At 70.3% G+C, this 23,732-nt stretch carries 24 protein-coding genes, 1 pseudogene and 1 riboswitch; of the genes and pseudogenes, 6 read left to right on the top strand and 19 right to left on the bottom strand.

Features of this window, described 5'->3' with window-relative positions:
- Positions 1-2: 2 nt before the first annotated feature.
- From cofC to E3T48_RS14285, 5 genes are all read right to left on the bottom strand, one after another.
- Positions 3-794 carry a 2-phospho-L-lactate guanylyltransferase gene (cofC, locus tag E3T48_RS14305; RefSeq protein WP_134524711.1) on the bottom strand — a complete coding sequence of 264 codons (792 nt, stop codon included), beginning with the start codon at positions 792-794 and terminating at the stop codon, positions 3-5.
- Between the two features lie 44 nt (positions 795-838).
- Entirely contained in the window at positions 839-1,501 is a 663-nt protein-coding gene (locus E3T48_RS14300) for a GAP family protein (RefSeq protein WP_166789752.1), read from the bottom strand.
- Positions 1,498-2,040, bottom strand: a complete 543-nt coding sequence (locus E3T48_RS14295) for a TetR/AcrR family transcriptional regulator (protein WP_134524710.1) — start codon at positions 2,038-2,040, stop codon at positions 1,498-1,500. The genes E3T48_RS14300 and E3T48_RS14295 overlap by 4 nt, the downstream gene beginning before the upstream one ends.
- A 210-nt stretch (positions 2,041-2,250) precedes the next feature.
- The gene (locus E3T48_RS14290) at positions 2,251-3,192 is read right to left on the bottom strand and encodes a coenzyme F420-0:L-glutamate ligase (protein WP_241986839.1); all 942 of its coding nucleotides are present in this window, start codon (positions 3,190-3,192) and stop codon (positions 2,251-2,253) included.
- Complete coding sequence (locus E3T48_RS14285) at positions 3,189-4,190, bottom strand: TIGR03557 family F420-dependent LLM class oxidoreductase (protein ID WP_134524709.1); 1,002 nt, start codon at positions 4,188-4,190, stop codon at positions 3,189-3,191. The genes E3T48_RS14290 and E3T48_RS14285 overlap by 4 nt, the downstream gene beginning before the upstream one ends.
- 99 nt (positions 4,191-4,289) lie before the next feature.
- Between E3T48_RS14285 and E3T48_RS14280 the strand changes: the two genes are divergently transcribed.
- Positions 4,290-5,126 (top strand): exodeoxyribonuclease III, encoded by an 837-nt coding sequence (locus E3T48_RS14280; RefSeq protein WP_134524708.1) that lies wholly within the window; start codon positions 4,290-4,292, stop codon positions 5,124-5,126.
- 208 nt (positions 5,127-5,334) lie between these two features.
- On the top strand, positions 5,335-5,832 hold the full coding sequence (locus tag E3T48_RS14275; RefSeq protein ID WP_241986837.1) for a putative antibiotic biosynthesis monooxygenase: 498 nt from the start codon (positions 5,335-5,337) through the stop codon (positions 5,830-5,832).
- Positions 5,833-6,092: 260 nt separating this feature from the next.
- Here the strand turns inward: E3T48_RS14275 and E3T48_RS14270 are convergent, their stop codons facing one another.
- Positions 6,093-7,022: an AEC family transporter gene (locus E3T48_RS14270; RefSeq protein WP_134524706.1), complete on the bottom strand. Its 930-nt coding sequence runs from the start codon at positions 7,020-7,022 to the stop codon at positions 6,093-6,095.
- An 84-nt stretch (positions 7,023-7,106) separates the two neighbouring features.
- Here E3T48_RS14270 and E3T48_RS14265 point away from each other — a divergent pair, with 84 nt between their 5' ends.
- A complete protein-coding gene (locus E3T48_RS14265; RefSeq protein WP_134524705.1) occupies positions 7,107-7,922 on the top strand; it encodes an alpha/beta fold hydrolase in 816 nt (271 codons plus the stop codon).
- Between the two features lie 68 nt (positions 7,923-7,990).
- On the opposite strand, the pseudogene E3T48_RS14260 reads toward E3T48_RS14265, so the two are convergent.
- Positions 7,991-8,179 (bottom strand): annotated as a pseudogene (locus tag E3T48_RS14260) (HPr family phosphocarrier protein); the annotation flags it as partial.
- A gap of 111 nt (positions 8,180-8,290) precedes the next feature.
- Positions 8,291-9,079: a GntR family transcriptional regulator gene (locus E3T48_RS14255; RefSeq protein WP_134524704.1), complete on the bottom strand. Its 789-nt coding sequence runs from the start codon at positions 9,077-9,079 to the stop codon at positions 8,291-8,293.
- A 107-nt stretch (positions 9,080-9,186) separates the two neighbouring features.
- Between E3T48_RS14255 and E3T48_RS14250 the strand changes: the two genes are divergently transcribed.
- Both E3T48_RS14250 and E3T48_RS14245 read left to right on the top strand, forming a co-directional pair.
- A complete protein-coding gene (locus E3T48_RS14250) occupies positions 9,187-10,593 on the top strand; it encodes an MFS transporter (protein WP_134524703.1) in 1,407 nt (468 codons plus the stop codon).
- 44 nt (positions 10,594-10,637) lie between these two features.
- On the top strand, positions 10,638-11,723 hold the full coding sequence (locus E3T48_RS14245; protein WP_134524702.1) for a nucleoside hydrolase: 1,086 nt from the start codon (positions 10,638-10,640) through the stop codon (positions 11,721-11,723).
- Positions 11,724-11,825: 102 nt separating this feature from the next.
- Here the strand turns inward: E3T48_RS14245 and merA are convergent, their stop codons facing one another.
- Complete coding sequence (gene merA / locus E3T48_RS14240) at positions 11,826-13,268, bottom strand: mercury(II) reductase (protein WP_134524701.1); 1,443 nt, start codon at positions 13,266-13,268, stop codon at positions 11,826-11,828.
- 134 nt (positions 13,269-13,402) lie between these two features.
- On the opposite strand from merA, the gene E3T48_RS14235 reads away from it, so the two are divergent.
- A complete protein-coding gene (locus E3T48_RS14235) occupies positions 13,403-13,792 on the top strand; it encodes a heavy metal-responsive transcriptional regulator (RefSeq protein ID WP_134524700.1) in 390 nt (129 codons plus the stop codon).
- Between the two features lie 131 nt (positions 13,793-13,923).
- On the opposite strand, the gene E3T48_RS14230 is transcribed toward E3T48_RS14235, so the two are convergent.
- From E3T48_RS14230 to E3T48_RS14185, 10 genes are all read right to left on the bottom strand, one after another.
- Positions 13,924-14,451, bottom strand: a complete 528-nt coding sequence (locus E3T48_RS14230; protein ID WP_134524699.1) for a pyridoxine/pyridoxamine 5'-phosphate oxidase — start codon at positions 14,449-14,451, stop codon at positions 13,924-13,926.
- Positions 14,452-14,621: 170 nt separating this feature from the next.
- Entirely contained in the window at positions 14,622-15,005 is a 384-nt protein-coding gene (gene rbsD, locus E3T48_RS14225) for a D-ribose pyranase (protein ID WP_134524698.1), read from the bottom strand.
- A complete protein-coding gene (locus E3T48_RS14220) occupies positions 15,002-15,925 on the bottom strand; it encodes a ribokinase (RefSeq protein ID WP_134524697.1) in 924 nt (307 codons plus the stop codon). The genes rbsD and E3T48_RS14220 overlap by 4 nt, the downstream gene beginning before the upstream one ends.
- Positions 15,922-16,866, bottom strand: a complete 945-nt coding sequence (locus E3T48_RS14215; protein ID WP_134524696.1) for a substrate-binding domain-containing protein — start codon at positions 16,864-16,866, stop codon at positions 15,922-15,924. Before E3T48_RS14215 ends, E3T48_RS14220 begins: the two co-directional genes overlap by 4 nt.
- Before the next feature lie 59 nt (positions 16,867-16,925).
- Positions 16,926-17,897, bottom strand: a complete 972-nt coding sequence (locus E3T48_RS14210) for an ABC transporter permease (RefSeq protein WP_134524695.1) — start codon at positions 17,895-17,897, stop codon at positions 16,926-16,928.
- Between the two features lie 18 nt (positions 17,898-17,915).
- Positions 17,916-19,451 carry a sugar ABC transporter ATP-binding protein gene (locus tag E3T48_RS14205; protein ID WP_134524694.1) on the bottom strand — a complete coding sequence of 512 codons (1,536 nt, stop codon included), beginning with the start codon at positions 19,449-19,451 and terminating at the stop codon, positions 17,916-17,918.
- 1 nt (position 19,452) lies between these two features.
- The gene (locus E3T48_RS14200) at positions 19,453-20,487 is read right to left on the bottom strand and encodes a LacI family DNA-binding transcriptional regulator (protein ID WP_134524693.1); all 1,035 of its coding nucleotides are present in this window, start codon (positions 20,485-20,487) and stop codon (positions 19,453-19,455) included.
- A gap of 171 nt (positions 20,488-20,658) precedes the next feature.
- The gene (locus E3T48_RS14195; protein WP_134524692.1) at positions 20,659-22,197 is read right to left on the bottom strand and encodes a GGDEF domain-containing protein; all 1,539 of its coding nucleotides are present in this window, start codon (positions 22,195-22,197) and stop codon (positions 20,659-20,661) included.
- Positions 22,198-22,213: 16 nt separating this feature from the next.
- Positions 22,214-22,287: riboswitch (cyclic di-GMP riboswitch) on the bottom strand.
- A 134-nt stretch (positions 22,288-22,421) separates the two neighbouring features.
- Positions 22,422-23,258 carry an SDR family oxidoreductase gene (locus tag E3T48_RS14190; RefSeq protein WP_134524691.1) on the bottom strand — a complete coding sequence of 279 codons (837 nt, stop codon included), beginning with the start codon at positions 23,256-23,258 and terminating at the stop codon, positions 22,422-22,424.
- A 195-nt stretch (positions 23,259-23,453) separates the two neighbouring features.
- Positions 23,454-23,732: FGGY-family carbohydrate kinase (locus E3T48_RS14185; protein ID WP_198417680.1), on the bottom strand; the 279-nt coding region annotated here is incomplete at its 5' end.

Below are 23,732 nucleotides of genomic sequence, written 5' to 3'. Positions count from 1 at the left end.
GGTCAGCTCCCGCCCGCCGCCACCGAGTCGTCGGCGACGAGCGGGAGGGTATGCGCGCCGAGCCCGAGACGCTCCGCGACAAGCAGGTCGGCGGCGGTGTCGACGTCGCAGCGGATGCTGCTGGACGGCGGGATGTCCAGCGGCACGTGCCCTGCGGCCTCGTGCGCGGCCCGGGAGCCCGGCCCGAACCGGGGCTCGATGGGCACCCCGGCGAGCGCGAACAGGGTCGTCGTGCCGGTGCCGGCGGCGTCCGGCAGCATCGAACGCTCGTGCCCGGCGGCCAGCGCGAGGGCGCGCTCCACGTCTGCGGGCGTGAGCGCCGGGAGGTCTCCGGTCAGCACCATCAGGTTCGCCCGCGGGAATCGTGCCCGCGCCGCCGCCAGCCCGGTGCGGATCGCGGCGTTCATCGGGTCGGCCGGAACCGGGACTCTCCCGGACGACGCCATGCCCGCCAGGGTCGCCGCCGATCCGTTCTCGGGCGCAGCCGCTCCCGTCACAGACACGGCCATGGTGAGCGGATGCCCCGGCCGCCCGGGCGCGCGGCCGCCGGCCGCCGGCCCCTCCGGCACGATCTCCGCGCCGAGATCGGCGAGGCGGGCGCCGATCTCGTCGTCGGCGGTGACCACCAGGACCAGGTCCACTCCGCGTGCCGCACGCACGGCAGCGACGGTGTCGAGGGCGAAGGCATCCGCCAGGCGGGCGCGATCGGGACGCTCGCCGAGCCTGCTCTTCGCGCCCGGGTTCCCCTTCACCGGAACGACGGCCACCCACCGCGCCGACTGCTCCGATTCCATGCCCCGAAGTTTACCGTCGCGGGGAACGGACCGGCCCTGCAGCGTCACGGCCAGGCCGCCACCGACGCCACGCCGAGAGCAGCCAGGGCGAGCAGCACGGCGGCCCCCGCGCTGCGCCTGACCGTGCCGGTGCTGAACCGGTCGACGAGCACCTGCAGCCGGAGGCGCACGCGTTCCCGGAACAGGATCCCGAGCACGAGCAGCACCAGGCAGGGCAGGCAATAGACGAGGGCGTAGCCCGCCAGAACGAGCGCCCCGGTCGCAGCCGGAACCTCGGCATTGATCATCCGCTCGATCGCGATGAAGTAGGGGAAGGCGTTCGGAAGGTCAGCGCCGGTCATCATCACTCCGAGCGGCAGCGCCGTGACCGGCGAGAACCAGCGGGGCAGGGTGACGCCCTCACGGGGGCGATCGCGCAGGCGACGGAACGCCGCGACCAGCAGCGCGACCGCTGCCACCCCGAAGGCGATCCGGCGCAGCCAGACCACCCCGCCCGAGACCACGTCGGCCGCCGCCCCGGCGCTGAGGAAGATCGCCAACCCGAGCGTGAAGACCGTGGCGAACGCCCCGAGCACGAAGGCGAGGGCCGACACCACGGGCCGCCGCAGGCCGGCCAGCAGGATCAGGGTGATGGAGAGGATCGTCGCCGGGTTCAGGGAATCGAGCAGGGCCAGCCCGGCCACGCCCGCGAGCAGCACCGGGGTCACGAAACAGTCCCGCCGAGCCGGCGCTCGATCGCGTCGACGTCCTGCTGCGGCACCGGTGTTCCCGATAGGGCGTTCAAGAACAAGCCGTCGCCGACCAGCCGCACGATCAGTGCGTCCGTGGCGTCGCCCAGTTCGGCCGTGAGTAGCGCGTCCCAGCGCGCGATCGCCTCGGCGACGAGAACGGATGCCCCGGGCTGCGCCGAGTCCTGATTCGTCGCGCTTCCCTGCGCCGCGCCCAGCGCCTTCAGCGCCACCGTCATCGCGCGGTACAACTCGAGCTCGTCGCCATCCGGCGCGGAGAGCCGCAACCAGCTGCGCGCGGCGTGCCCGGCTGCCGCGGCCAGGGCCATCCCCTCGTCGACCTCGGCAACGGCCCTCCCGATCAGCCCGTCGACAAGGGCGGCCCGGGTCGGGAAATAGTGGATCAGCCCACCCTTCGACAGACCTGCGGCGCGGGCGACCTCGTCCATGGAGGGCAGCACCCCCGTGTCGATGGTGAGCCGGCGCATACCGGCGAGGATGTCGTCTCGGCTGGTCATGGCAGCACGATAGCACACCAACCGACCAGTCGGTTGGGTCGACGGCCGGCCCCAGAGCAGAAGGGTCGGAGTGCGTTTCTCGGCGGGCGGTCGGCTGCGCAGGTCACGGCATCCGCTGGGCCGCCAGGTCGGTTCAGCCGGAGATTTCCGCGACACGCCGCAATTCGCGCCGGGGCAATCGGCGCGTCGCGAAAAGCTCCATCCCGAATGTCAGCAGGTCGGCTTCCCGCGACGAGCTGCGAAGCCTGGGCCGGATCTAGCCCGCTGCGGCCCTGGTTCGGCGCCCCGCCCTGTTTCTACCGAGGTGGCCCCCACCGCGCCGGCCGCGCCGACTCCCCCGCCGGCCGCGGCGAGTCCGGCGGCATAGCCCGCGGCGAAGCCCTCTGCCACGGCCTCGGCCGTGCCGAGCCGGAACATGTCGTTTTCACCGGGCCGCAGCAACGCGGATGCGCCGCGCGCGGCATCCTGCACCCCCGAGACCCCAGGCACCCCCGCATCGACCAGCCGGCCGAGCCCGCGCACGACCGCGACCGGGTTGCCGCTGGTCTTGCCCTTCACCAGGTCGGCCGCGCCGGCGATCTCGTCGGCGACGGCGGCGACGGTGACGTCGAGGCGCCGGCCGGAGGCATCCGTCGTGCCACGCAGGTCGTCGAGCACGGCCACCCCGGCGGCGCCGATCGCGATGTCGGTCTGGCCCTCTCGCCACGGGCGGCCGACCGTGTCGGTGATCAGCACGCCGAGCCGAAGCCCGGTGCGTTCGCGGAGGGCGGCGCAGAGCGCACGGGCAGAGGCATCCGGGTCGACGGGCAGCAGCAGCACCGTGCCGTCGGGGGTATTGCTCGCGTCGACTCCGGCCGCGGCCATCACCAGCCCCTGCCGGTTCTCGACGATGCGGGTGACCCCGCCCGGGTAGGCGCGGGTCGCTACCACGCGCACGGTCTCGTCGGTGATCGCCTGCTCCCGGTCGGCGGCAGCGACCTGGCGGCCCTCGGCCTTGGAGACGATCTTGCTGGTCACGGCGAGAATGTCCCCGTCGAGCAGGCGCGAGCCGGCGGCACCGGCGATGAGCGCGGCGAGGTCGTCACCGGCCCGGACCTCGCCGATCCCCTCGAGCGCGAAGACGAGCAATCCGGTGGGGCCGCCCACGCTCAGCGCACGAGTTTCGGCAGCACGGATGCGCCGAACACGTCGATCCACTGGCGCTGGTTGCGACCCACATTGTGCAGGTAGATCCGGTCGAAGCCGAGGTCGACGAATTTCTGGATGTAGGCGCGATGGTCGTCGGGGTCGGCCGAGATGATCATCCGGCCCTCGAAGTCCTCCGGCCGCACCAGCTTCGCCATCTGCTCGAATTCGAACGGCGACCGGATGTCCGCCTTCGGGAACTTCATCCCGCCGTTCGGCCACTCGCGCAACGCGTTCGTCATCGCCTCCTCGTCGGTCTCGGCCCAACTCATGTGCAGCTGCAGCACCTTGGGCATGGTCGAGGGGTCCTTGCCGGCGTCGCGGGCGCCGTCGTCGAACTTGCCGAACAGCATCGAGATCTTCTCCAGCGGGGCACCGACCGTGATCAGACCGTCGGCGTGCCGCCCCGCGCGCTTGGCGGTGACCGGCCCGGCGGTCGCGACGAGGATCTCGGGCGCCACCTCGGGCATGGTCCAGAGCCGGGTCGACTCGAGCTTGAAAAACTGGCCGGAGTGCTTCACGTCCTTGCCGGCGATCGATCCGGTGAACAGCTTCGAGATGATCTCGATGGCCTCGAACATGCGGTTGATGCGTTCGGGGGCCTCCGGCCAGTAGCCGCCGACGATGTGTTCGTTGAGGGCCTCGCCTGAGCCGAGGCCGAGCCAGTGCCGGCCCGGGTACATCGACGCGAGCGTTGCGGAGGCCTGGGCGACCATGGCCGGGTGCCAGCGGAAGGTGGGCGCGGTGACGCCGGGGCCGAAGTCGCCCTTCGTGCGCTCGGCGACCGCGGCGAGCACGCTCCAGACGAACGACGACTGGCCCTGCGCCGGCACCCACGGCTGGAAGTGGTCCGCCGCCATCACGCCGGTGAAGCCGTGTTCCTCGGCGTAGGCCGAGAGCGAAACGGCCTCCGCCGGGGCGAACTGCTCCAGCATCGCCGCGTAGCCGATCTGCAAATCCGTCATGGGTCCACCCTGCCTTCTGGTCGTGCCTCAATCCTGCCATTCCTGTCTCCGAGTATCCCCGTACCGGGCGGCGCCGCAGCCGTCAAATAGGCTGGGTGCATGCGCATCGCCACCTGGAACGTCAATTCGATCCGAGCCCGCGTCGACCGGGTCGTCGACTGGATGGTGCGCGAGGACATCGACGTGCTCGCGATGCAGGAGATCAAGTGCAAGCCGGAACAGTTCCCGGCACGCCAGTTCGAGGAGGCCGGCTACGAGCTGGCCATCCACGGCCTGAGTCAGTGGAACGGGGTCGCGTTCGCCAGCCGCCACGAGCTGACGGATGTCGCCACCGCCTTCCCCGGGATGCCCGGCTTCCTCAAGGGGGAGGAAGGTCCCGGCCTGCCGCTCGAGGCGCGCGCGCTCGGCGCCACCGTCGGCGACCTGCGACTGTGGAGCCTGTACGTGCCGAACGGGCGTTCCCTCGACGACCCGCACTACGCCTACAAGCTGGACTGGCTGGCCCGGCTCGAGGAGCACGCGCGGCAGGAACTCGCCGCCGACCCACACCTCGCGCTGGCCCTGATGGGCGACTGGAACGTCGCCCCGCTCGAGCGCGACGTCGGCGACCCCACCCTGATCCAGGGGGTGTCGACCCACATTTCGCCTCCGGAACGCGCGGCCTTCGAGGCCTTCGAAGGCGCGGGCCTGCACGACGTGGTGCGCCCGCTGGTGCCGGAGGGCTTCACCTATTGGGACTACAAGCAGCTGCGCTTCCCGCGAAACGAGGGACTGCGAATCGACTTCATCCTCGGCTCGCCGGCGTTCGCCGACCTGGTCACCGGCGCGAGCATCCACCGCAACGAACGCAAGGGCGACGCGCCCAGCGACCATGTGCCCGTGGTCGTCGAACTGGCCCTCGAGGGCCAGGACGACGACCGGCCGATGATCTTCTGACCCTCCCGTCCCGTCACCCGGCAACCAGCCGGAAACGAGCCGGCAACGGCGGGGGCGGACGCACCGGCGATACTGGAACCATGTCTTCCGTGCCCCCGGGGAACGCCGCCGGAGCGCCACAAGCGCGGCCAGCGTCCTCCGTCACCGTGTCCGTCACCCGGTCGAACCCACCCGCATCCAGGAGGCCACCCACTGGGCCCAGCAGGGCATGGACCTGGCGAGCAGCTTCCCCGGTTTCCTCGGCTCCGGCTGGGTGCGCGCCACCGCGGACTCGCTGAGCTGGCACATGCTCTACCGCTTCGCGAACTCCGAGCTGCTGGATGCCTGGGAAGGCTCAGCGGAACGGGCGCACTGGCTGATCGACGGCCACGATCTCATCCTCGACGCCCGGGTGGAGAAGCGCACCGGCATCGAGGGCTGGTTCGACGCGCCCGTCTCCGACGATGACGACGCCGACGCTGCGCCGTCCTTCCAGCCGCCGCGCTGGAAACAGGCCGTGAGCATCGGCCTCGGCTTCCTCCCTTCTAACCTGGCCTTCACCCTGCTCGCGACCTGGCTGATCCCGGGCTGGCACGACGTGGAGATGCTCCCCAAGATCCTGGTGACGACACTCGTGATGGCCCCCGCCATGACCTTCCTGGTGATGCCGTGGGTCACCCGGATGCTGCGGCCCTGGCTGAACCGCCGGAAGCCCACAGGCACCTGATCGGGCACCACCGACGGTGGTCGAGCCCGTCGAGACCCGGGGCGCCGATTTCGACACGCTCAATCACCGACGGTGGTCGAGCCCGTCGAGACCCGGGGCGCCGATTTCGACAGGCTCAATCACCGACGGTGGTCGAGCCCGTCGAGACCCGAGGCGCCGATTTCGACAGGCTCAATCACCGGTGGTCGAGCCTGTCGAGACCCGGTGCGCCGATTTCGACAGGCTCAATCACCGGCGCGGCGTGGCTTCGACGGGCTCGATCACCGACCCGGGGCCAGCAGAGCCGCGATCAGCAGCAGCGCAGGCACCGACGCGAGGGTCGTGACCAGCACGGTGTCCCGCGTCACCGCGACGGCCCGGTCATACCGGGCGGCGAAGTTGTAGATGTTCTGCGCGGTGGGCAGCGCGGAGATCGTGACCACCCCGAACAGCTCTGCGGCGTCGAGCGCGAACACGAACCGGCCGAACAGGTAGGCAAGCAAGGGCACCACGGCCACCTTGATCACGGCGGCCACCACGACCCGGATGCGGCCCGGACCGGCCTTGAGCAGTCGCTCCCCGTGCAACGACATCCCGAACGCGAGCAGCACCATCGGGATCGCCGCTCCGCCGAGAAGCTCCAGCGGCGCGAGCACCGGGGCAGGGAGCCGGAGCCCCGAGACCGAGACCAGCACCCCGGCGGCGGAGGCGATGATCATCGGGTTCCGCAACGGCTGCGTCAGGATGGCGCGCACGGACATCCGCCCGCTGGTCGACACATCGAGCACGGCCAGGATCACCGGGGCGAGCACGAGCAGTTGCAGCAGCAGGATCGGTGCGACGAAGCGGGCGCTGCCGAGCACGTAGATCGCCACGGGCAGACCGATGTTGTTCGCATTGACATAGCTGGACGATGCGGCCCCGAGCACGGTCTCGGCGACAGGGGTGTGGAAGAACAGCCGGGCGACCAGGAGATAGACGCCCACGCCGAGCAGAACGCTGCAGAGGCTGGTCAACAGGAACGAGGAGAACAGCACCCGGGCGTCCGCGTGGGAGAGCACCGTGAACAGCAGGGCCGGCGTCGCCACGAAGAAGGCGACCCGGTTGAGCACCCTCCCGGCGCCCGCGCCCGCGATTCCGGCTCGCTCGATCAGGTAGCCCACCAGGATCACAAACCCGATGATGGAGAATCCGACCAGCACACCACCCATGAGTCCGAGCCTAGGGGTGCGGCGGCGGCCGAATAGTCTGCCGGGTCCTTGCGGCCGGAGAAGCCGCCCGCCTACGCTCGAGCCATGCCCCATCTCACCGTTCCAGGCGCATCGCTGTACTACGAGACCGACGGGCACGCCTCGGCGCCGGCCCTCCTGCTGCTGCACGCCGGCATCGCGAACCTGCGGATGTGGGACCCGCAGGTCGCCGCGCTGGCGGCCGGCCATTTCGTCATCCGTTTCGACAGCCGCGGATTCGGCCAGACCACCACCGAGGACGTGGCGTTCTCCAACCGGGCGGATGCCGTCGCCGTGCTCGACCACCTCGGTCTGCCGGTGGCAACCCTGGTCGGCTGCTCCCGCGGCGGCTCGATCGCCATCGACGTGGCCCTGGAGCACCCCGACCGGGTGGCCGGGCTCGTCACGATCGGGTCCGGCCCCAGCGGATTCCCCGAGGTGGAACTGACCGAGGCGGAGGACGCCCTCTTCGACGAACTCGACCTGGCCTTCGACGCGAAGGACTGGCACCGGCTTGCCCGGCTCGAGGTCGCCCTGTGGGCGATCGGGCCGCTCCGCACCGAAGCCGACGTCGACCCCGAGTTCCTCTCCACGGCCTATGCCCTCAACCGGGTGAACGTGGTGCACGCCGAGGAGAATCCGCTTCCCATCCCGTTGGAACCGCCGGCGAGCATCCGGGTGGTCGACATCGAGGTGCCCGCACTGGTCACGGTCGGCGAATTCGACATCACCCCCGCGCTGGCGCAGTACGAATACCTGCTGTCGACCCTGCCGAAAGCGAGCGGCTGCACCTTTCGGGACACCGCGCACCTGCCCAGCGTGGAGCGCCCGGCGGAGTTCGAGCGGGTGCTCGTGGCCTGGCTGGCCGAGAACGGGCTGTAGCCCACCACACCCGCGCCATCGATCGGCCATTGACGAGGACCCAGCGATCTCCGCTGTGGGAGCGGCAGCTACGTGGCGTCGAGGTCCGTTTCGAGAATCTTGACAAGGGCCTCGAGGGCCTCGTCGGCCTCGGCGCCCTCGGCGCGGAGCACGACGACGTCGCCGTTGGCGGCGCCGAGGCTCATCAGGCTCAGGATGCTCGAGGCATCCATCGCGTCCTCGGCCGGGGCGCTCGCGAGGCCGATGGTGACCTCGATCGGCAGGCCTGATTTCGACAGGCTCAATCCCCGGTGGTCGAGCCTGTCGAGACCCCGCCAGCCTGACAAGCTCAATCACCGGTGGTCGAGCCTGTCGAGACCCCGCCCTGATCAGGACTGCGCGGAGTGGCTGATCGTCAGCCGCACGGTGGCGGTGTTGATCAGGGCCTTGGAGAGGTAGAACGGGTGCCCCTCGCGTTCGAGGGTCTGGGTGAGGATGAGCACGGGGCTGCCGGCGGGCAGCCCGAGCAGCTTGCCCCGTGTCGCACCCGGCACGCCGATCGTGATGTCGGTTTCGCCGGGCCCGAAGGTCGGCCCGAGCATCGCGATGAGGGCCGAGAGCACGCTGCGGGCATCCGGCTGGTCGTCGGACACGGCCGCGACGGCGGTCGGCCCGAGCCGGTCGAGGCTCTCGGCCGGCACGTGTTCCTGCAGCAGGGCGATCGGCGCGCCGTCGCGGGAGATGACACTCTCGATGAACCAGGACGGTTCACCGGGAAGAATCCCGATCGCGTCGGCGGTGAAAGCCGGCGACGAGGGCTGCAGTGCGTTCTGGGTGCGCCGCACCTGCACCGGCTGGCCCGTCTCGCCGAGCAGTTCCTCGATCGGGCGGATCTTCTGCAGCCCGAGGTGAGGCAGCCGATCGGCGACGAACCGGCCGATGCCGCGGCGGCTTCGCACGAAGCGGTCCTCCTCGAGGAGCATCAGCGCCTCGCGCACGACCGTGCGGCTGACGCCCATCGCGGTGCCGAGTTCGGTCTCCGAGGGCAGGAGTGACGCGATCGGCAGCGAACCGTCGCGGATGGCCTCGGTGATCCGTGAATACACGGCCACGCGAAGCGGAATCCCGCCGGTGCTCTCGAGCGGCCCCGTCAGGGCCGCCTCGGTGCGTCGATCCATTCGTCTCCCCCGGTTGCGACCGAGTATACCGTGCAGATCTATCGCACATGTATAACATGCATGTACACTGAGCGTATCGACCTTTGCTCCAACGAAGGAGTTCGTTCATGCTCGTGCTTTCCCCCGAAGCGATCCCGGCACCCGTCCGGGACCGGGCTCCCCGTTCCGCCGCGGTGCTGATCGGCACGCTGGTGCTGGCCATCCTCACCTTCCAGCTGAACGCCACCCTCCTCTCCGCGGCGCTTCCGGCGATCGGCGTGCAGCTGGGCGAGAGCATGCGGGACGTCGCCCGGGTGCAGTCGACCTTCTTCCTCGCCGGTGCCGTGTTCGGCATGGTGTTCTCCCGCTGGAGTGACTTCATCGGCCGCAAGCGGAGCCTCGTCATCGTGCTCACGATGCTCCTCGTCGGCACCGTCGTCTGCGTGCTCGCCCCCAGCCTCCCGATGCTGCTCGTCGGCCGGGTGCTGCAGGGTGCGGCCAGCGCCACCTTCACGATCTCCTTCCTCCTGCTCTCCGAGCGCCTGAACTCCCGCCTGTTCGGGATCGCGGTCGGCATCATCACCTCGGTCAACGGCGGCCTGTTCGGGGTCGACGGACTCCTCGGCGGCCTGGTGACCGACACCATCGGCTGGCGGTTCCTGTTCGTGATCACCCTCGCCCTCGGGCTGATCGCGATCATCTGCGTCGCACTGTTCGTGCCGCAGGACGAGCCGGGGAACCAGGCCGGGTCGATGGACTGGTGGGGCGCCGGCATCCTCTCCCTGTTCCTGGTCTCGGTCACCAGCCTGATCTCGCAGGCCTCCTCCGCCGGCTGGTCCGACCCGCTGACGATCGCGTACCTCGTCGGAACCCTCGTCACCGCCGTCGCCTTCGTCATGGTCGAGAACCGCATCGCCCGCCCGTTGATCCCGATCCGCGCCCTGCGTTCCCGGCAGGTGTGGCCGCTCCTGGTCAGCACCGTCCTGACCATGGCGGGAGCATACTCGGCGCTCAACTTCACGGTCATCATGCTCAGCCAGGACCAGCAGGTCGGCTACGGCCTGAACGCGTCGATGTCCGCGCTGCTCTACCTCTCCCCCACGGCGCTGTTCGGTGTCACCGCGGCGATCTTCTCCGGCTGGGTGGCCGTGCGGATCGGCTGGATCACCTCTCTCCGGCTGAGCAGCGGCCTGATCGCGCTGGTCGCCCTCGCCCTCGCCGTGTTCGCCCTCGACCGCTGGGCCGTCTTCGGCCTGCTCATCGTGATGGGGATCTGCTACCTCGGCCTGTTCCAGAGTGCGGTCAACGGCGTGTCCGTCGTCAATTCACCGGCGGATGCCCGCGGCGCCCTGCCCGGTCTCAACGGCGCCTGCTTCGGGATCGGGATCGGCACCGGCATCGCCCTCGTGGCACCACTTGTGGCGACGGCATCCGCCGCCGGCTACCAGAGCGCGCTCTGGATCTCCGTGCTGCTGACCGCGGGGTCCTTCCTCGCCTCCCTGATCCTGCGCGCCGCCGTAAAGACCGGCGCATGACCCCCTCGACCCCAGACCCGACCCCAGAACTGGATGGTTCACCGATGAACTCCCACCTCACCCCGAAGACGCCGATCACCCCGATCTACCTCGATTGCGACACGGGAGTCGGCGACGCGCTGGCGCTCGCCTTTCTGCTCGCGACGCCCGGCATCCGCCTGGCCGGTATCGGCACCGTGGCCGGGTCCGTCACTGCGGCCGTCGCCGCCGCCAACACCCTGAACCTGCTGGCCACGGCCGACCGCGACGACATCCCCGTCGCCGTCGGCGGCTACGACCCCGTCGATGCGACGCGGCCGGGGACCCCAGGGCACAACAAGATCGAGCACGGCCGGAACGGGCACGGTAAGAACGGCATCGGCGACGTGCTGCTCCCCCGCTCGCGGCGGCACCCCGTGGACGAGAGCGCCACGGAGCTCCTGATCCGGCTCGCGCACGAGCACCCGGGCGAGCTCGAGATCATCGCCACCGGCCCGCTGACGAACCTCGCGGAGGCGCTCTACCTCGACCCCGAGCTGCCGCGGCTGGTGCGCCGCGTGACGGTCATGGGCGGCGCCGTCTTCGTGCCGGGCAACGCCGGCAAGTTCGCCGAGACCAACATCGCCACCAACCCCGAGGCGGCCGCGGACGTGTTCGCGGCCAGCTGGCCGGTGACCCTGGTTCCGCTCGACGTGACCATGGCGCACTCGTTCGACGAGACCCACCGGCGCGCCCTGGCCGCCGCCGACGGGCTGACCCAACAGGCGCTGGCCCACATGCTCGGCACCTGCTTCACCTACTACGAGAAGCATTTCAGCACCCGGCGGATGACCCCGCAGGACTGCCTGGCCGCGGCGTTCGCCACCGGCGACCTCGAGCCGGAGCGGATGCCCACCCTCCGCATCGGCGTGGACGTGAGCACCGGCCCGCGCCGGGGCCAGACCTACTTCGCCAAGGTGGAGGGCGCGGTCAGCGCCGACGTGCGCAACGGGCAGAACCCGCACGAGGCGCGCGTGCTGCTGTCCCTGCGCCGGGATGCCGCGCCGCGCCTGCTCGAGCGCATCCTCGCCCTCACGCCGGCACGATCCGCGGCTCCGGTCGCGCACGAGCCTGCCTTCGCCGGCGGCCGGTCCGAATCGGTGGCCGCCTGACCGAGGTCGGCCGGACCTCCTGCATGATTCCCAGCGGTCCTGCAGCCGGGTTTTCTGCCGCGCAACGGCACGGTTGGCGTTGACCGCGTCCGGGCCGGAGCGTCAGATCGCGCAGCAGGAGAGTTTGGAGACGTCAGTGCCGTAGGACTGGCAGGCGATTTTGATGCCTTCGGCCATGGTCAGGTAGGGGCTCCACATTGTGGCGACTTGGTCGACGGTCATCCCGGCCTCCAGGATGTATACGCCGGCCGCGGCGATCTCGCCGGCGTCTTTCGCGACGGCGGTGATGCCGACTATCAGTCCGGTTTGGGAGTCCGCGACGATCTTGATGAAGCCGCGGGTGTCCCGGTTGACCAGTGCCCGGGGCACGTATTCCAGGGGCAGCACCCGGCATTCACAGGAGATTCCGGCGGCGTTTGCTTCCTTGTCCGTCATGCCCACCGCGGCTAGGGCCGGGCTGGTGAAGGTGACGCGGGGAAGGTGGCGGTAGCCCACAGTGCGCCCGGCATTGGTGAACGCGTTCTGCACGACCAGGGCGCCATGGGAAGCTGCCACGTACACGAACTCGCGGTGTCCGGTCACGTCCCCGGCGGCCCAGATCCGCGGGTTGGTGCTGGTCAGCATGTCGGAGACCTCGATCTGGCCCAGGTCACCGACCGTCACGCCGACCGCGCCGAGATTCAGGCCCGCGGTGACCGGGCGGCGCCCGGTGGCCACGAGCAGTTTTCCGGCCCGGACGTTTTCCTTCCCGCCGGCGCTGGTCACCTCGGCGATCACGTCGCCGGTTCTCTCGTCGCGGTGCACCGCAGACACGGTGGCCCGGCGGATGACCCGGATGCCTTCGTCAGCGAAGACCCCCATCAGGGCCCGAGCGGCCTCGGGTTCTTCCTGCGATGCCAGCCGGGAACGCACCAGCACGGTCACCTGGGAGCCGAGCCGGGCGAAGAGTTGTGCCTGTTCCAGGGCTACGTAGCCGCCGCCCAGGACCAGAAGCGACTTGGGAACCTCCTCCAATTCCATTGCGGTCGTGGAGGTGAGGTAGCCCACCTCCGACAGCCCCTCGATCGGAGGTGCCCACGGTGCGGAGCCGGTGGCCACGAGGTAGTGGTCGGCGCGCATTGTTTCGACCGAGCCGTCGGTCGCGGTGATGTTCAGCAGAGGCTCCTCCGCCGTCCCGGTGAACGTACCGTCGCCGTGGCGCAGATCCCAGTCGTAGTCGGCGATCAAATCCACATACTTGCCCGCGCGCATCGTGTCGACCAGGTCACGCTTCCCGCCGATGAGCTTTCCCATATCCACCGGCTGGGCCGAAGCGACGATGCCCGGGAACCGGCTCGAATCCAGGGCAACGTGGCGGGACTCGGCGGCCGCCAGCAAGGCCTTGGAGGGAATACACCCGGTATTGACGCAGGTGCCGCCGATGGTGCCACGCTCGACCATCAGCACCCGCCTACCGAGCTTGGTCGCCCGGATTGCAGCGGCGAACGCACCGCCACCGGAACCGATGATCGCCAGGTCATAGTGGGCCGGTGTTACGTCAGACATGAATCCTCCAGGTGGCGCCAATGGTCATCGCGTCGCCGCTGGACAGAGCCGGTGTGCGCTGAGCCAAGCATGCACCTTCCCCTATGCTGGAAGGTCAAGACGGACTGCAAATCCGGTCACGGCAGGAGCACGGCATGCGCATAGGAGAAACGGCCGACGCGGCCGGGATGACGACGAAAACACTGCGGTTCTACGAGGACCGCGGCCTGCTGCCGACGGCAGAGCGCGCCGCCAACGGGTACCGAGAGTACGGGCAGGACGCCCTCAGCCGGCTGGACTTCATTCGCCGCGCCCGCGCCACCGGACTGACACTGGCCCACATCCAGGACATCCTTCACCTGCGCGACTCCGGCGATTCCCCCTGCACCCACGTGCGCGACCTGCTCGCCAGGCGGCTGTCCGAACTGGACGCGCGGATCACGGAACTGACCGCACTGCGCACGACAGTCGCCGGCTTCTATCGGGACGTCGCCGCGGCAGACCCCACCAGATGCGAACCCGACGAGATCTGCAGCTACCTATAGGACTCGCGCCTCGCGCATCCGTCGTCGATTGGGCCGTCCGCTGCAGCGCCCAGCCGCGAGCGGCAGGTGCTCTTCGGGATACGACGGTGCAGGCAGGTCAGCGGATCGGCGGGTCTGCGGGTCTGCGCCGCTCAGTCGGCGGGAAGGGCGTAGCGGTGCCGCACGTGATTGCGATCGGGGCTGGCCTGCCAGAACTCGATTTCGACCGGGAGCAGTGTGTAGAGCTGCCAGGCCGGGTTGGCCTCGCCGTCCGCCGCCGGTCGCTCGGCCCAGTCGAGGGCGGATGCCTCCGCCGACAGTTCGGAGACCGGCCCGAGCACGCGCACCTGCCGACCGAGGCGCGACCAGTAGAAGTTCATCGCGGCCCGCGGGTTCTCTCCCAGTTCCCGCCCCTTGCGGGAGGTACGCGCCGACGCGAACTGCCAGCCCCGGGCGTCGAGGTTCTTGAGGATCAGCATCCGGGAGGACGGCATTCCCTTCGGGCCGACCGTGGCGAGGCTGAAGGCGTGCGGCTGGGGGACCCCCGCGGCGAGGGCATCCTCGAACCACTCCTTGAACAGCACCATCGGGTCGTCCGGCGCGGTGGCCGGGTCGAACACCGGCAGATCGTCGGGAAAATCCGGGAGGGCGCGCAGCCGGCGGCGGAAGGCTTCAGTCATCCGGTGAGCCTACTCCGCCATCCCGCTCATCCCTCCGGACCGCCTCGCCGTCCCGGCGCAGGTTAGGGAAGCGGGCGCAGGGTCTAACCTGAGCCGGCTTCCCCAACCTGCGCCGCGAGGCGGAACGGGCACGTGGCGGAACGGGCCCGGGGCGAGTGTCAGGACGGGTGTCAGAACGAGACGCCGCAGACCAGCGCCGCGTTGGCGAACGGGGTGGCCTCGCCCGTGCGGATGAACAGCTTCGCCGAAGCGGAGAGGTCCTTCAACTCCTCGTGGCTGATGTACTCGATCTCGTCGAACCGGTCGGCCAGCCAGGCCCCGGCCGGCGCAGTGTGCGCCTCATCGGCCGCGATGCACTGCTGCACGACCAGCTCGCCGAGCAGCGCGTCGAGCACCTGCTCGAACCGCGGCACGCCGTGCACGAGCGCCAGGTCGACCACCGGCACGCCGCGCGGGATGGGCATCCCGCAGTCCGCGAGCAGCACCAGATCGGTGTGCCCGAGCCGGGCGATGGCCCCCGACAGCTCGGCGTTCAGGATGCCGCGGCGCTTCATGCGAGCACCTCCGGCAGGGTATCGGCCAGGGTCGGGTACGACGTCTGGGTGCCGCGGCCCTGCACCGCGAAGGCGCCGACCCGCACGGCGAAGCGCGCCGAGTCCAGCAGCGACGCGCCGGTCGCCAGCCTCGCGCTCAACGCCCCGACGAACGCGTCGCCTGCCCCCGAGGAGTCCACCGCGGACACCACCGGTGACGGCAGGTTGGTCGTGCCGCCTGAGTCGGCGCAGATCGCCCCTTTCGCGCCGCGGGTGAGCACGACGGATGCCACGCCCCACTCGCGCAGGCGGGCCACCAGATCCTCGTCCGCCGTGGGGATGGCCGCACCGGGGTCGATCTGGGCGAGCACGAGGGCAGCCTCGTGCTCGTTCACGACGAGGGGATCGGCACGCCGGATCGTCTCGGCGGCGACGGGGATGACCGGCGCCAGGTTCAGCACCACCCTTCCCGTGGCGAGGCGGGCAGCGGTGTCGATGCCGGCCGCCGGGATCTCGCCCTGAAGCACGACCACCGCGGCCGCGGCGATCTCGCCCGCGCTGGCCGTGACGGCATCCGCGCCCATCAGCGCGTTGGCGCCGGGGATGACGACGATGGTGTTCTCGCCGTCGTCGGCCACGGTCACCAGCGCGAGGCCGGTCGGGCCGTCGACGGCCCGCACGGCCGACTGGCCGACACCCGAACGGGTGAGGATCGCGGTGGCAATCGGGGCCTGCGCGTCCCGGCCGACGGCGCCGACCAGGCTTACGGCGGCACCCAGTTGGGCTGCGGCGACGGCCTGGTTGGCGCCCTTGCCGCCCGGGAGGAACTCCATCGACTTCCCGATCAGGGTCTCACCGGGCAGGGGGTGGCGTTCGATGGTGATCAGCTGGTCGACGTTGATCGATCCGACGACGACCACCGACGCTGTGGAGGGACTCACTTGGCGAAGTCGCCCACGTTCGTCTTCGTGACCGAGACGACCTCGACGGGGACGGTCTTGTCGACCTTGGTGCCCTTGATGGCCTTGACGGCGAGTTCGACGGCAAGCTTGCCCAGCTCGGCCGGCTGCTGAGCGATGGTCGCGACGAGGGTGCCCTTCTTGATGGCGGCGAGGCCGTCGGCGGTGCCGTCGAAGCCGACGACCATGACAACCGTGCCGGCGCGGGCGCCGAGGGCCTGCACTGCGCCGAGGGCCATCTCATCGTTCTCCGCGAACAGGCCGGTCACCTCGGGGTGCGCCTGCATCAGGTTCGTGGTCACGTCGAGCGCGGCCGCGCGGTCGAAGTTCGCGGTCTGCTTGGCGACGACCGTGATGTTCGGGTAGGCCTTCATGCCCTCCGCGAAGCCGGCGCCGCGGTCGCGGCTGGCGGAGGTGCCCGACACGCCCTGCAGGGCGATGACGCTGCCCTTCTCGCCCATCGACCTGGCCAGCTCGTCGGCGGCCTGGCGTCCGCCGGCGACGTTGTCGCTCGCGACGAGGGAGGTGAGGGCGGCGCCGTTGACGGTGCGGTCGACGGCGACGACCGGAATGTCAGCCTTGGTCAGGGCCTTGACGGCCGAGGCCGCGGCATCCGAGTCGACCGGGTTGACGATGACGGCCTTGGTGGCGCCGGCGGCCGCGGTGGCCAGCTGGTTGGCCTGGGTGGCGGAGTCGTTCTGGGCGTCGACGATGTTCAGCTGAACGCCGGCCTTCTTCGCCGCCGCCTGGGCTCCGTCGCGCAGTTCGACGAAGAACGGGTTGTTCAGGGTGGAGATGGCCATCACGATCTTGGTGCTGCCGCCGGCGTCGCCGCCGCCCCGGCCGCAGGCGGTCGTGCCGGCGAGGATCAGGGCCGCGGTGGCGGTCAGTGCGGCGATCTTGCGGAATGAGGAGGACTTCATTGTTTTTCCTTTGTTGGTGGATCGGGGTGAGGGAAGGCGCGGGGTGCGAGCGGGAGGGCTCAGCTGCTGCGGGTCTTGCGGCGCAGCACGTCGACGCCGACGGCGAGGGCGATCACGAGGCCGATCACGACCTGCTGCCAGAACGATGTGACGTTGAGCAGGTTGAGGCCGTTGCGGATGACCACGAGCACCAGGGCGCCCACGAAGGTGCCCGAGATCTTGCCGAGACCGCCGGAGAGCGAGGCACCGCCGATGACGACCGCGGCGATCGCGTCGAGTTCGTAGCCGGCCGCGGCCTGGGGCTGGGCGGAGTCGAGGCGGCCGGCCAGCAGCAGCCCGGCGAGCGCCGCGAAGAGCCCGGCGAGCGCGAACACGGTGACGAGGATGCGCTTGACCGGCAGCCCGGACAGCCGGGCGGCCTCGGCATTGCCGCCGACGGCATACATCGAGCGGCCGATGACGGTGCGGTTGAGCAGAAAGGACGCGACCAGGGCGGCAACGAGGAGCACCACGATGGGCATCGGCACGGGGCCCAGGTTTCCGCCGAGGAAGGAGACCTCGGCGGGAGTCTTGATCGGCCGGCCGTCGGAGATGACCAGGGTCAGGCCGCGGGCGACGCTGAGCATGGCGAGGGTTGCGATGAAGCTGGGCAGCTTGCCATAGGCGTTGGCGAGGCCGTTGACCACGCCGGCGAGCAGGCCGGCGACGAGCCCGCCGGCGAGGGCGAGCCAGCCGGGCAGCCCGGCGCCGACGAACAGCCAGCTCGACACCATCGCCGACAGGGCCGCCACGGCGCCGACCGACAGGTCGATCCCGCCGGCGACGATGACGAACGTCATGCCGAAGGCCAGCACGGCCACGGTGGAGACCTGGATGCCGATGTTGAGCAGGTTCTGCCCGGTCAGGAAGTCGGGGGTCGCGATGAACAGTGCGATGCAGAGCACCACGAGGCCGACCAGGGCGCCGTTGTTGGCGAGGAACTTCTTGTAGTCGAAGCCGCGCCGCGTTGCGGGCTGGGTTGTCGTTGACATGCGTGGATCCCTTTTCTTTCAGTTCTTCTCGTCGACATCGCGGGCGGCGAGTGTCATTACTGCGTCCTGGGTGGCCTCTGCCGCGGTGAGTTCGCCGGCCAGCCTGCCGTCGCGCATCACGAGGATGCGATCGCTCATCCCGAGGATCTCGGGCAGTTCGCTGGAGACCATGACGATCGCGCCGCCGGCCGCGGTGATCGCGTTCATCAGCTCGTAGATCTCGACCTTCGCGCCGACGTCGACGCCCCGGGTGGGTTCGTCGAGCAGGAGCACGGTGGAGGCGGCGATGATCCACCGGCCGAACACGGCCTTCTGCTGGTTGCCGCCGGAGAGGGCGCCGACCGGCTGGTCGATGGTGTGCATCCGGATGCGCAGCTTGGTCGCGACCGCCTGCGCCCGGCTGCGCTGGCCGGCGAAGTCAACCAGGCCGAGCCGCGCGGTGGAGGCGAGGGTGGCGTAGCCGAGGTTGTCGTTGACGGAGGCACTCGTCACGAGACCCTGGCCCTTGCGGTCCTCGGGCACATGACCGATGCCGGCCTTGATCGCCGCCTGAATGTTGCCCCTGGGCAGTGCCCGGCCGCGCACCGTGACGGTCCCGGAGTCGTAGTGGTCGGCGCCGGCGATGGCACGGATCAGTTCGGTGCGGCCGGCTCCGACCAGACCGGCGATGCCGAGCACCTCTCCGGCGCGCACGGTGAAGCTGATGTCGGTGAACCGCCCGCTCGAGCTGAGGTGCTCGACCGACAGGATCTCGGCCGACTGTGTCTCGGCCGGCTGCGGGGCGGCCGGCTGCGGGGCGCCGCCGGTGTTGCGGGGGTACTGGTCCTCGATGCTCCGGCCGACCATCAGCTTGACGAGTTCGTCCTCCGGGGTGGAGGCCGGCACCTCGGCGATGAACTCGCCGTCGCGGAGCACGGTCACGGTGTCGCCGACCTCGGCGATCTCGTCGAGGTGGTGGCTGATGAAGAGCATCCCGACGCCGCGGCTGCGCAGGTCGGCCATCACCGCGAACAGGCTCTCGGTCTCGTGCCGGGTCAGGGCCGCCGTCGGTTCGTCCAGGATGAGGATGCGGGCGTTGATACTGAGCGCCTTGGCGATCTCCACGAGCTGCTGGCGGGCGATTCCGAGCTCCCCGACCAGGGTGTCGACGTCGATGTCGAGGCCGATCAGGGAGAGGGCGGCGCGCGCCCGGTTGCGGAGGGCGCTGCGGTCGACCATGCCGTGCCTGGTCGGCATCCGCCCCAGCATGACGTTCTCGGCGATGCTCAGGGTGGGCACCAGGTTGAGCTCCTGATGGATGGTGGCGATGCCGAGCTCCTCGGCGGCGCGGGTGGTCGGCAGCGTGACGGTCTTGCCGTCGACGACGATCCGGCCCGCGTCGGGCTGGTACACGCCGGCCATCATCTTGATCAGCGTGGACTTGCCTGCGCCGTTCTCGCCGAGCAGCACCTGCACCTTGCCGGCGTAGACGCTCACGGTGACGTCCTTGATGACCGTGACCGGGCCGAACGTCTTGCCCACGTTCTGCAGGGTGACGAGTGGTTGTTGGCTCATTTCAGTTCGTCCTTAGGCTGGGCCCGGATACGGGTGAGGTGGGGGTCGACGACGAGGCGCGCACGATCAGTTCGCTGGGCAGCACCACCGATTCCGGCTGGCCGCCGTCGATGACCTGGAGCAGCATGTCCACGGCGATCCGGCCCATCTCCTCGACGCTGTGCGAGATGACGCTCAGCGCGGGGTTGAGCAGGGCGAACCACTCGATGTCGTCGAAGGCGATCAGCGCGATGTCGACGCCGATCCGGCGGCCGAGCTTGTGCAGGATGGCGATCGCGCCGACGGCCATCAGGCTGTCGGCGGCGAGCAGCGCGGTGGGCGGGCGGCGCAGTTGCAGGAGGGCGTGCACCCCGGCCGAACCGCTGGCCGCCTGGTAGTCGCCGAAGTAGACCAGTTCGTGATCCTGGCTGAGGCCCTTGTCGGCGATCGCCCGGGTGAACGCGGCGAACCGGTCCCGGCCGGTCGAGGTGGCCTGCGGCCCGGAGATGTAGCCGATGCGGGTGTGCCCGGCAGCCGCGAGATGTTCGACGGCCTGCCGGATGCCGGCCTCACTGTCGGTGGTCACGCTCGGGATGTCGAGGCCGTCCACGGTGCGGTCGACGAAGACGGTGGGGATCTCCCGGGTGATGAGCGAACGGATGCTGCCGCTGCCGTCGCCGAGCGGGGCCACGATGATGCCGTCCACCCGGCGGGAGATCAGGGTGTCGAGGTAGCGGTCCTGCTGCTCCTTGCGCTCATTGGCGTTGCCGAGCAGGGTGACGTAGCCGGCGGCCAGCGCGGCCTGCTCCACGGTGTGGGCCAGGTCGGCGAAGAACGGGTTGCGCACGTCGGAGACGAGGAGGCCGATCGAGTCGGACCTGGTGGAGCGCAGTGCGCGGGCCTGGGCGTTGGGCCGGTAGTCGAGTTCGGTGACGGCCGCGGCGACCCTGGCCCGGGAGTCCGGCGAAGTGGCGGGGTTGCCGGAGAGCACCCGCGAGGCCGTGGCCGCCGAGACGCCGGCGAGCGCCGCCACGTCCTTGATCGTGATCGCAACCATCGGGTGTCACCTCATCGTGTAGGTATGGAATCGTTTCCATGGAAACGATTCCATACTACGTCCCTGGGTGAGCATCCGTCAACCGGGCCGCCGCCGCGGTTGCGCGATGGCGCTGGCGCGCGGTGCGCTGTGTCCCGTGCCTGGCGCCGCGTTCGGGTCCGCGGTGCCAGGTCAGGCGTGGACGGCCTGGGACCGATCCACGGTCAGGAGGTCGGGGGTGAACGCCTCGACCCGGCCCTTGCCCTTCGCCTTGGCGGCGTACATCGCCACGTCGGCCTGGTGCACGAGCTCTTCGATGTCGACTCCGGCGGCGGGCGTTGCGATGCCGATGCTGGCGCCGACCTTCATCGAGTCCGCGCCGACCAGGAAGGGCTCTGCCACGGAGTCGACGATGCGCTGGGCGATTTCGGTGGCCTCAACCAGACCGGTGCCGTGCAGGAGCACCGCGAATTCGTCGCCGCCGAGGCGCGCGCAGATGTCGGTCGGGCGCACCGAGGCGCGCAGCCTGGCGGCAACCTCGATCAGCACGGCGTCGCCGGCCCGGTGTCCCCGCTCGTCGTTGACGTCTTTGAAGTCGTCGAGGTCGAGGAAGAGCACCTGGAGCCCCTCGCCTCCCTCCGCAATGGCGAGGCTGGCGGACAACCCGGCGAGCAGCGAGGCGCGGTTGTGCAACCCGGTCAGCGAGTCGGTGCGCGCCTGGGTCGAGAGTTCCTCGTGCGCGTGGCTGTTGCGGATGGCGAGCGCGACCTGGCCGACCAGGCCACGCACGGAGAGGATCGCCTCGGTGGGGATCCGGCCCGGCGCGCCGACCAGCAGCCAGCTTCGCTCGTCCCGCCCCTCGAATTCGAGGCATTCCCACATCAGCGGTTCGCCGACCACCGCGTTCAACGGCGCCGGGTCGAGGATGCGTGCGAGGGATGCCCCCGGCCGGGTGAACAGGACCTCGCCGGGCAGCCGGCCCGGGACGTTCCGGAAGTGGCCTGCGGTCCCCTCGATCCGAAGGGTGCGGCCGTCCGGCGCGAGCAGGACCAGCCGGAGCCCCGGCGTCGCCGCGCAGAACTCCTTCGACGCCGTCCAGGCCAGGGCCAGGATGGCGGCCGTGCCTGTGGCGCCGAGCAGCTGGGACCCGGTGGCGGCGAGCACCCGGTCGCGCCCCATGCTCTGCTCCCGGGCGGCGAGCGACTTGCCCAACTGACGGGCGATGAACACGGTGAAGAACATCGTGGGGAGAACGCCGAGGAAGGCACCGAAATCGGTTCCTATCCAGTCTTCGCGCAGCAGAGGCCACGCCACGAACAGCGAGCCGAGGGCCGCGGCATACACGCTGACCCGCAGCAGGGCCTGCCCGCCCGAGCCGTACAGCGAACGGAACCAGAGGGCGCCGAACATGATCATGACCACGGAGAAGGCCTTCGGCGACGCCAGCGCGAAGGCCATCATCGCCAGGGCGTCGATCAGGTCGACGCCCAGGGGGATGCGTCGGCGCACGAAACCGGTGGCGAGCGAGAACACGAGCGTAGCAGCACCCGCGAGCCCCAGGGCCAGCAGTCCGCCCCGCGCCGTGAACAGCACTCCGGGAAGGGCCAGGAGCACGGATACGACGGCGAGCCAGAGGAAGAGCCAGCGGGCGCCATCCGAAATGCCCGTCGGACGCGTGAAGATTTCCGACCCACCCGTGCGGACGGCGGGGCCGTCGGTCACTGTGTTCATCGAACTGGTTCCTATTCCCGGTGGGCCGGCTGACCTTGAGGCCCCGTGCCTTTGCGACCCCGCCTTGCGACGCGTGTGCCTGTCCTCCGGACGACGGTTGTCGGCTCGCCCGGGGGTGCACCTTCAACGTAGGCGAGAACCACCGTCTTGTCCTCATAAATGAGGACCCCAGTTCGGGGCACGTGTGAGCCCGGCGGGGCTGCGGATGCGGCGGGGCGGGCAGGTCAGCGGCGGCCGACGAAGGAGTCCATCGACCGGTAGACGCCGAAGACCCGGCCGGCGACGAAGTCCCAGACGGGGAGAGGGAGCAGGCCCCGCAAGGCGCTGGACAGGCCGACCGTCCACGGCATCAGGAGCATCGGACGGCCCGCGAGCATGGCGCGCCACACCCGGTCGACGACGTGCTCCGGGGTCAGCAGCGGGGTGAGCAGGGGGCCGCGAGCGCCCTCGAACATGCCGGTCGTGATGTAGCTCGGGCAGACAGTGGTGACCTTGACGTGGCCGTGGCCCTGCTGGGTGAGTTCGAGGCGGAGGGAATCGCTCCAGCCGATCAGCGCGGCCTTCGAGGCGGCGTAGACGCTCATCCGGGGGTTGGACAGCATCCCGGCCGCCGAGGCGATGTTGACGATGCGCGATTCGCGGCCGGCCCCCGAGATCATCGCGGGCAGGAACTCACGCGTGATGTACATGGGGGCGAGGGCGTTGATCTGCATGGTCGGGCGGGTGTCGTCGCCGTTGTCGTGTTCCCAGAAGTAGGAGCCGCGCACGATGCCGGCGTTGTTGATCACGATGTCGGGATTTCCAACCTCGGTGCGCACCCGCTGGGCCGTCTGGGCGATCGCTCCCAGGTCGGCGATGTCGACGACGTACGGCGCAACCTGGCTGCGACCATCCGCGCGTTCGTTCAGGATGGCGGTGGTGACGGCCAGCGCCGCGGGGTCGCGGTCCCAGAGGATCACGGCCTTCGCTCCCTCCGCGACTGCCCGCTCGGCGTAGAGGCGGCCCATGCCCATCGCTGCGCCGGTGATCAGCACGCGGGCTCCGGATACGGTTCGAGTCATTGCTCCATCATCCCAAGACTTTCCGCGCGCGGCCCCCACCTCCCCCCGCGGGCACCTTCCTCCCGCCTCCCGCCGCCCGCCTCCCGACTCCCGCCTCCCGCCTCCCGACTCCCGCCGAGATCTACCTTTCCGGTCGAGGTTAACCGGCACACCGGTCGGTCTGGGCCGGAAAGGTCGATCTCGGCGTAAGGATCCCTACAGGCTTCGCCGCACGGCGTCCGCCCAGAGCGCGGCCCGCTCCTCGACCTGGGTGAAGGAGCCCGGCCGCGGGTCGGCCACGTGCCGCCGCGCGGGGGCCAGCGCCCCGGATATCCCGGCCCTCTCGACCTGCCCGACGGCCAGCCCGGCGACGATCGCCGCGCCGCGGGCGGATGCCCCGGGCACCTCAAGGGCGGCCAGCCCGTGGCCGAGGTGGTCGGCCAGCATCCCGCGCCAGGGCGTCGAGGTCGTGCCGCCGCCGGCGAGCCAGAGGTC

The sequence above is a fragment of the Cryobacterium fucosi genome (assembly GCF_004403515.1).
Taxonomy (GTDB): Bacteria; Actinomycetota; Actinomycetes; order Actinomycetales; family Microbacteriaceae; genus Cryobacterium; species Cryobacterium fucosi.
Note: the sequence above shows the minus strand (reverse complement) of the source record. Positions and strands in the feature narration are given on the sequence as shown.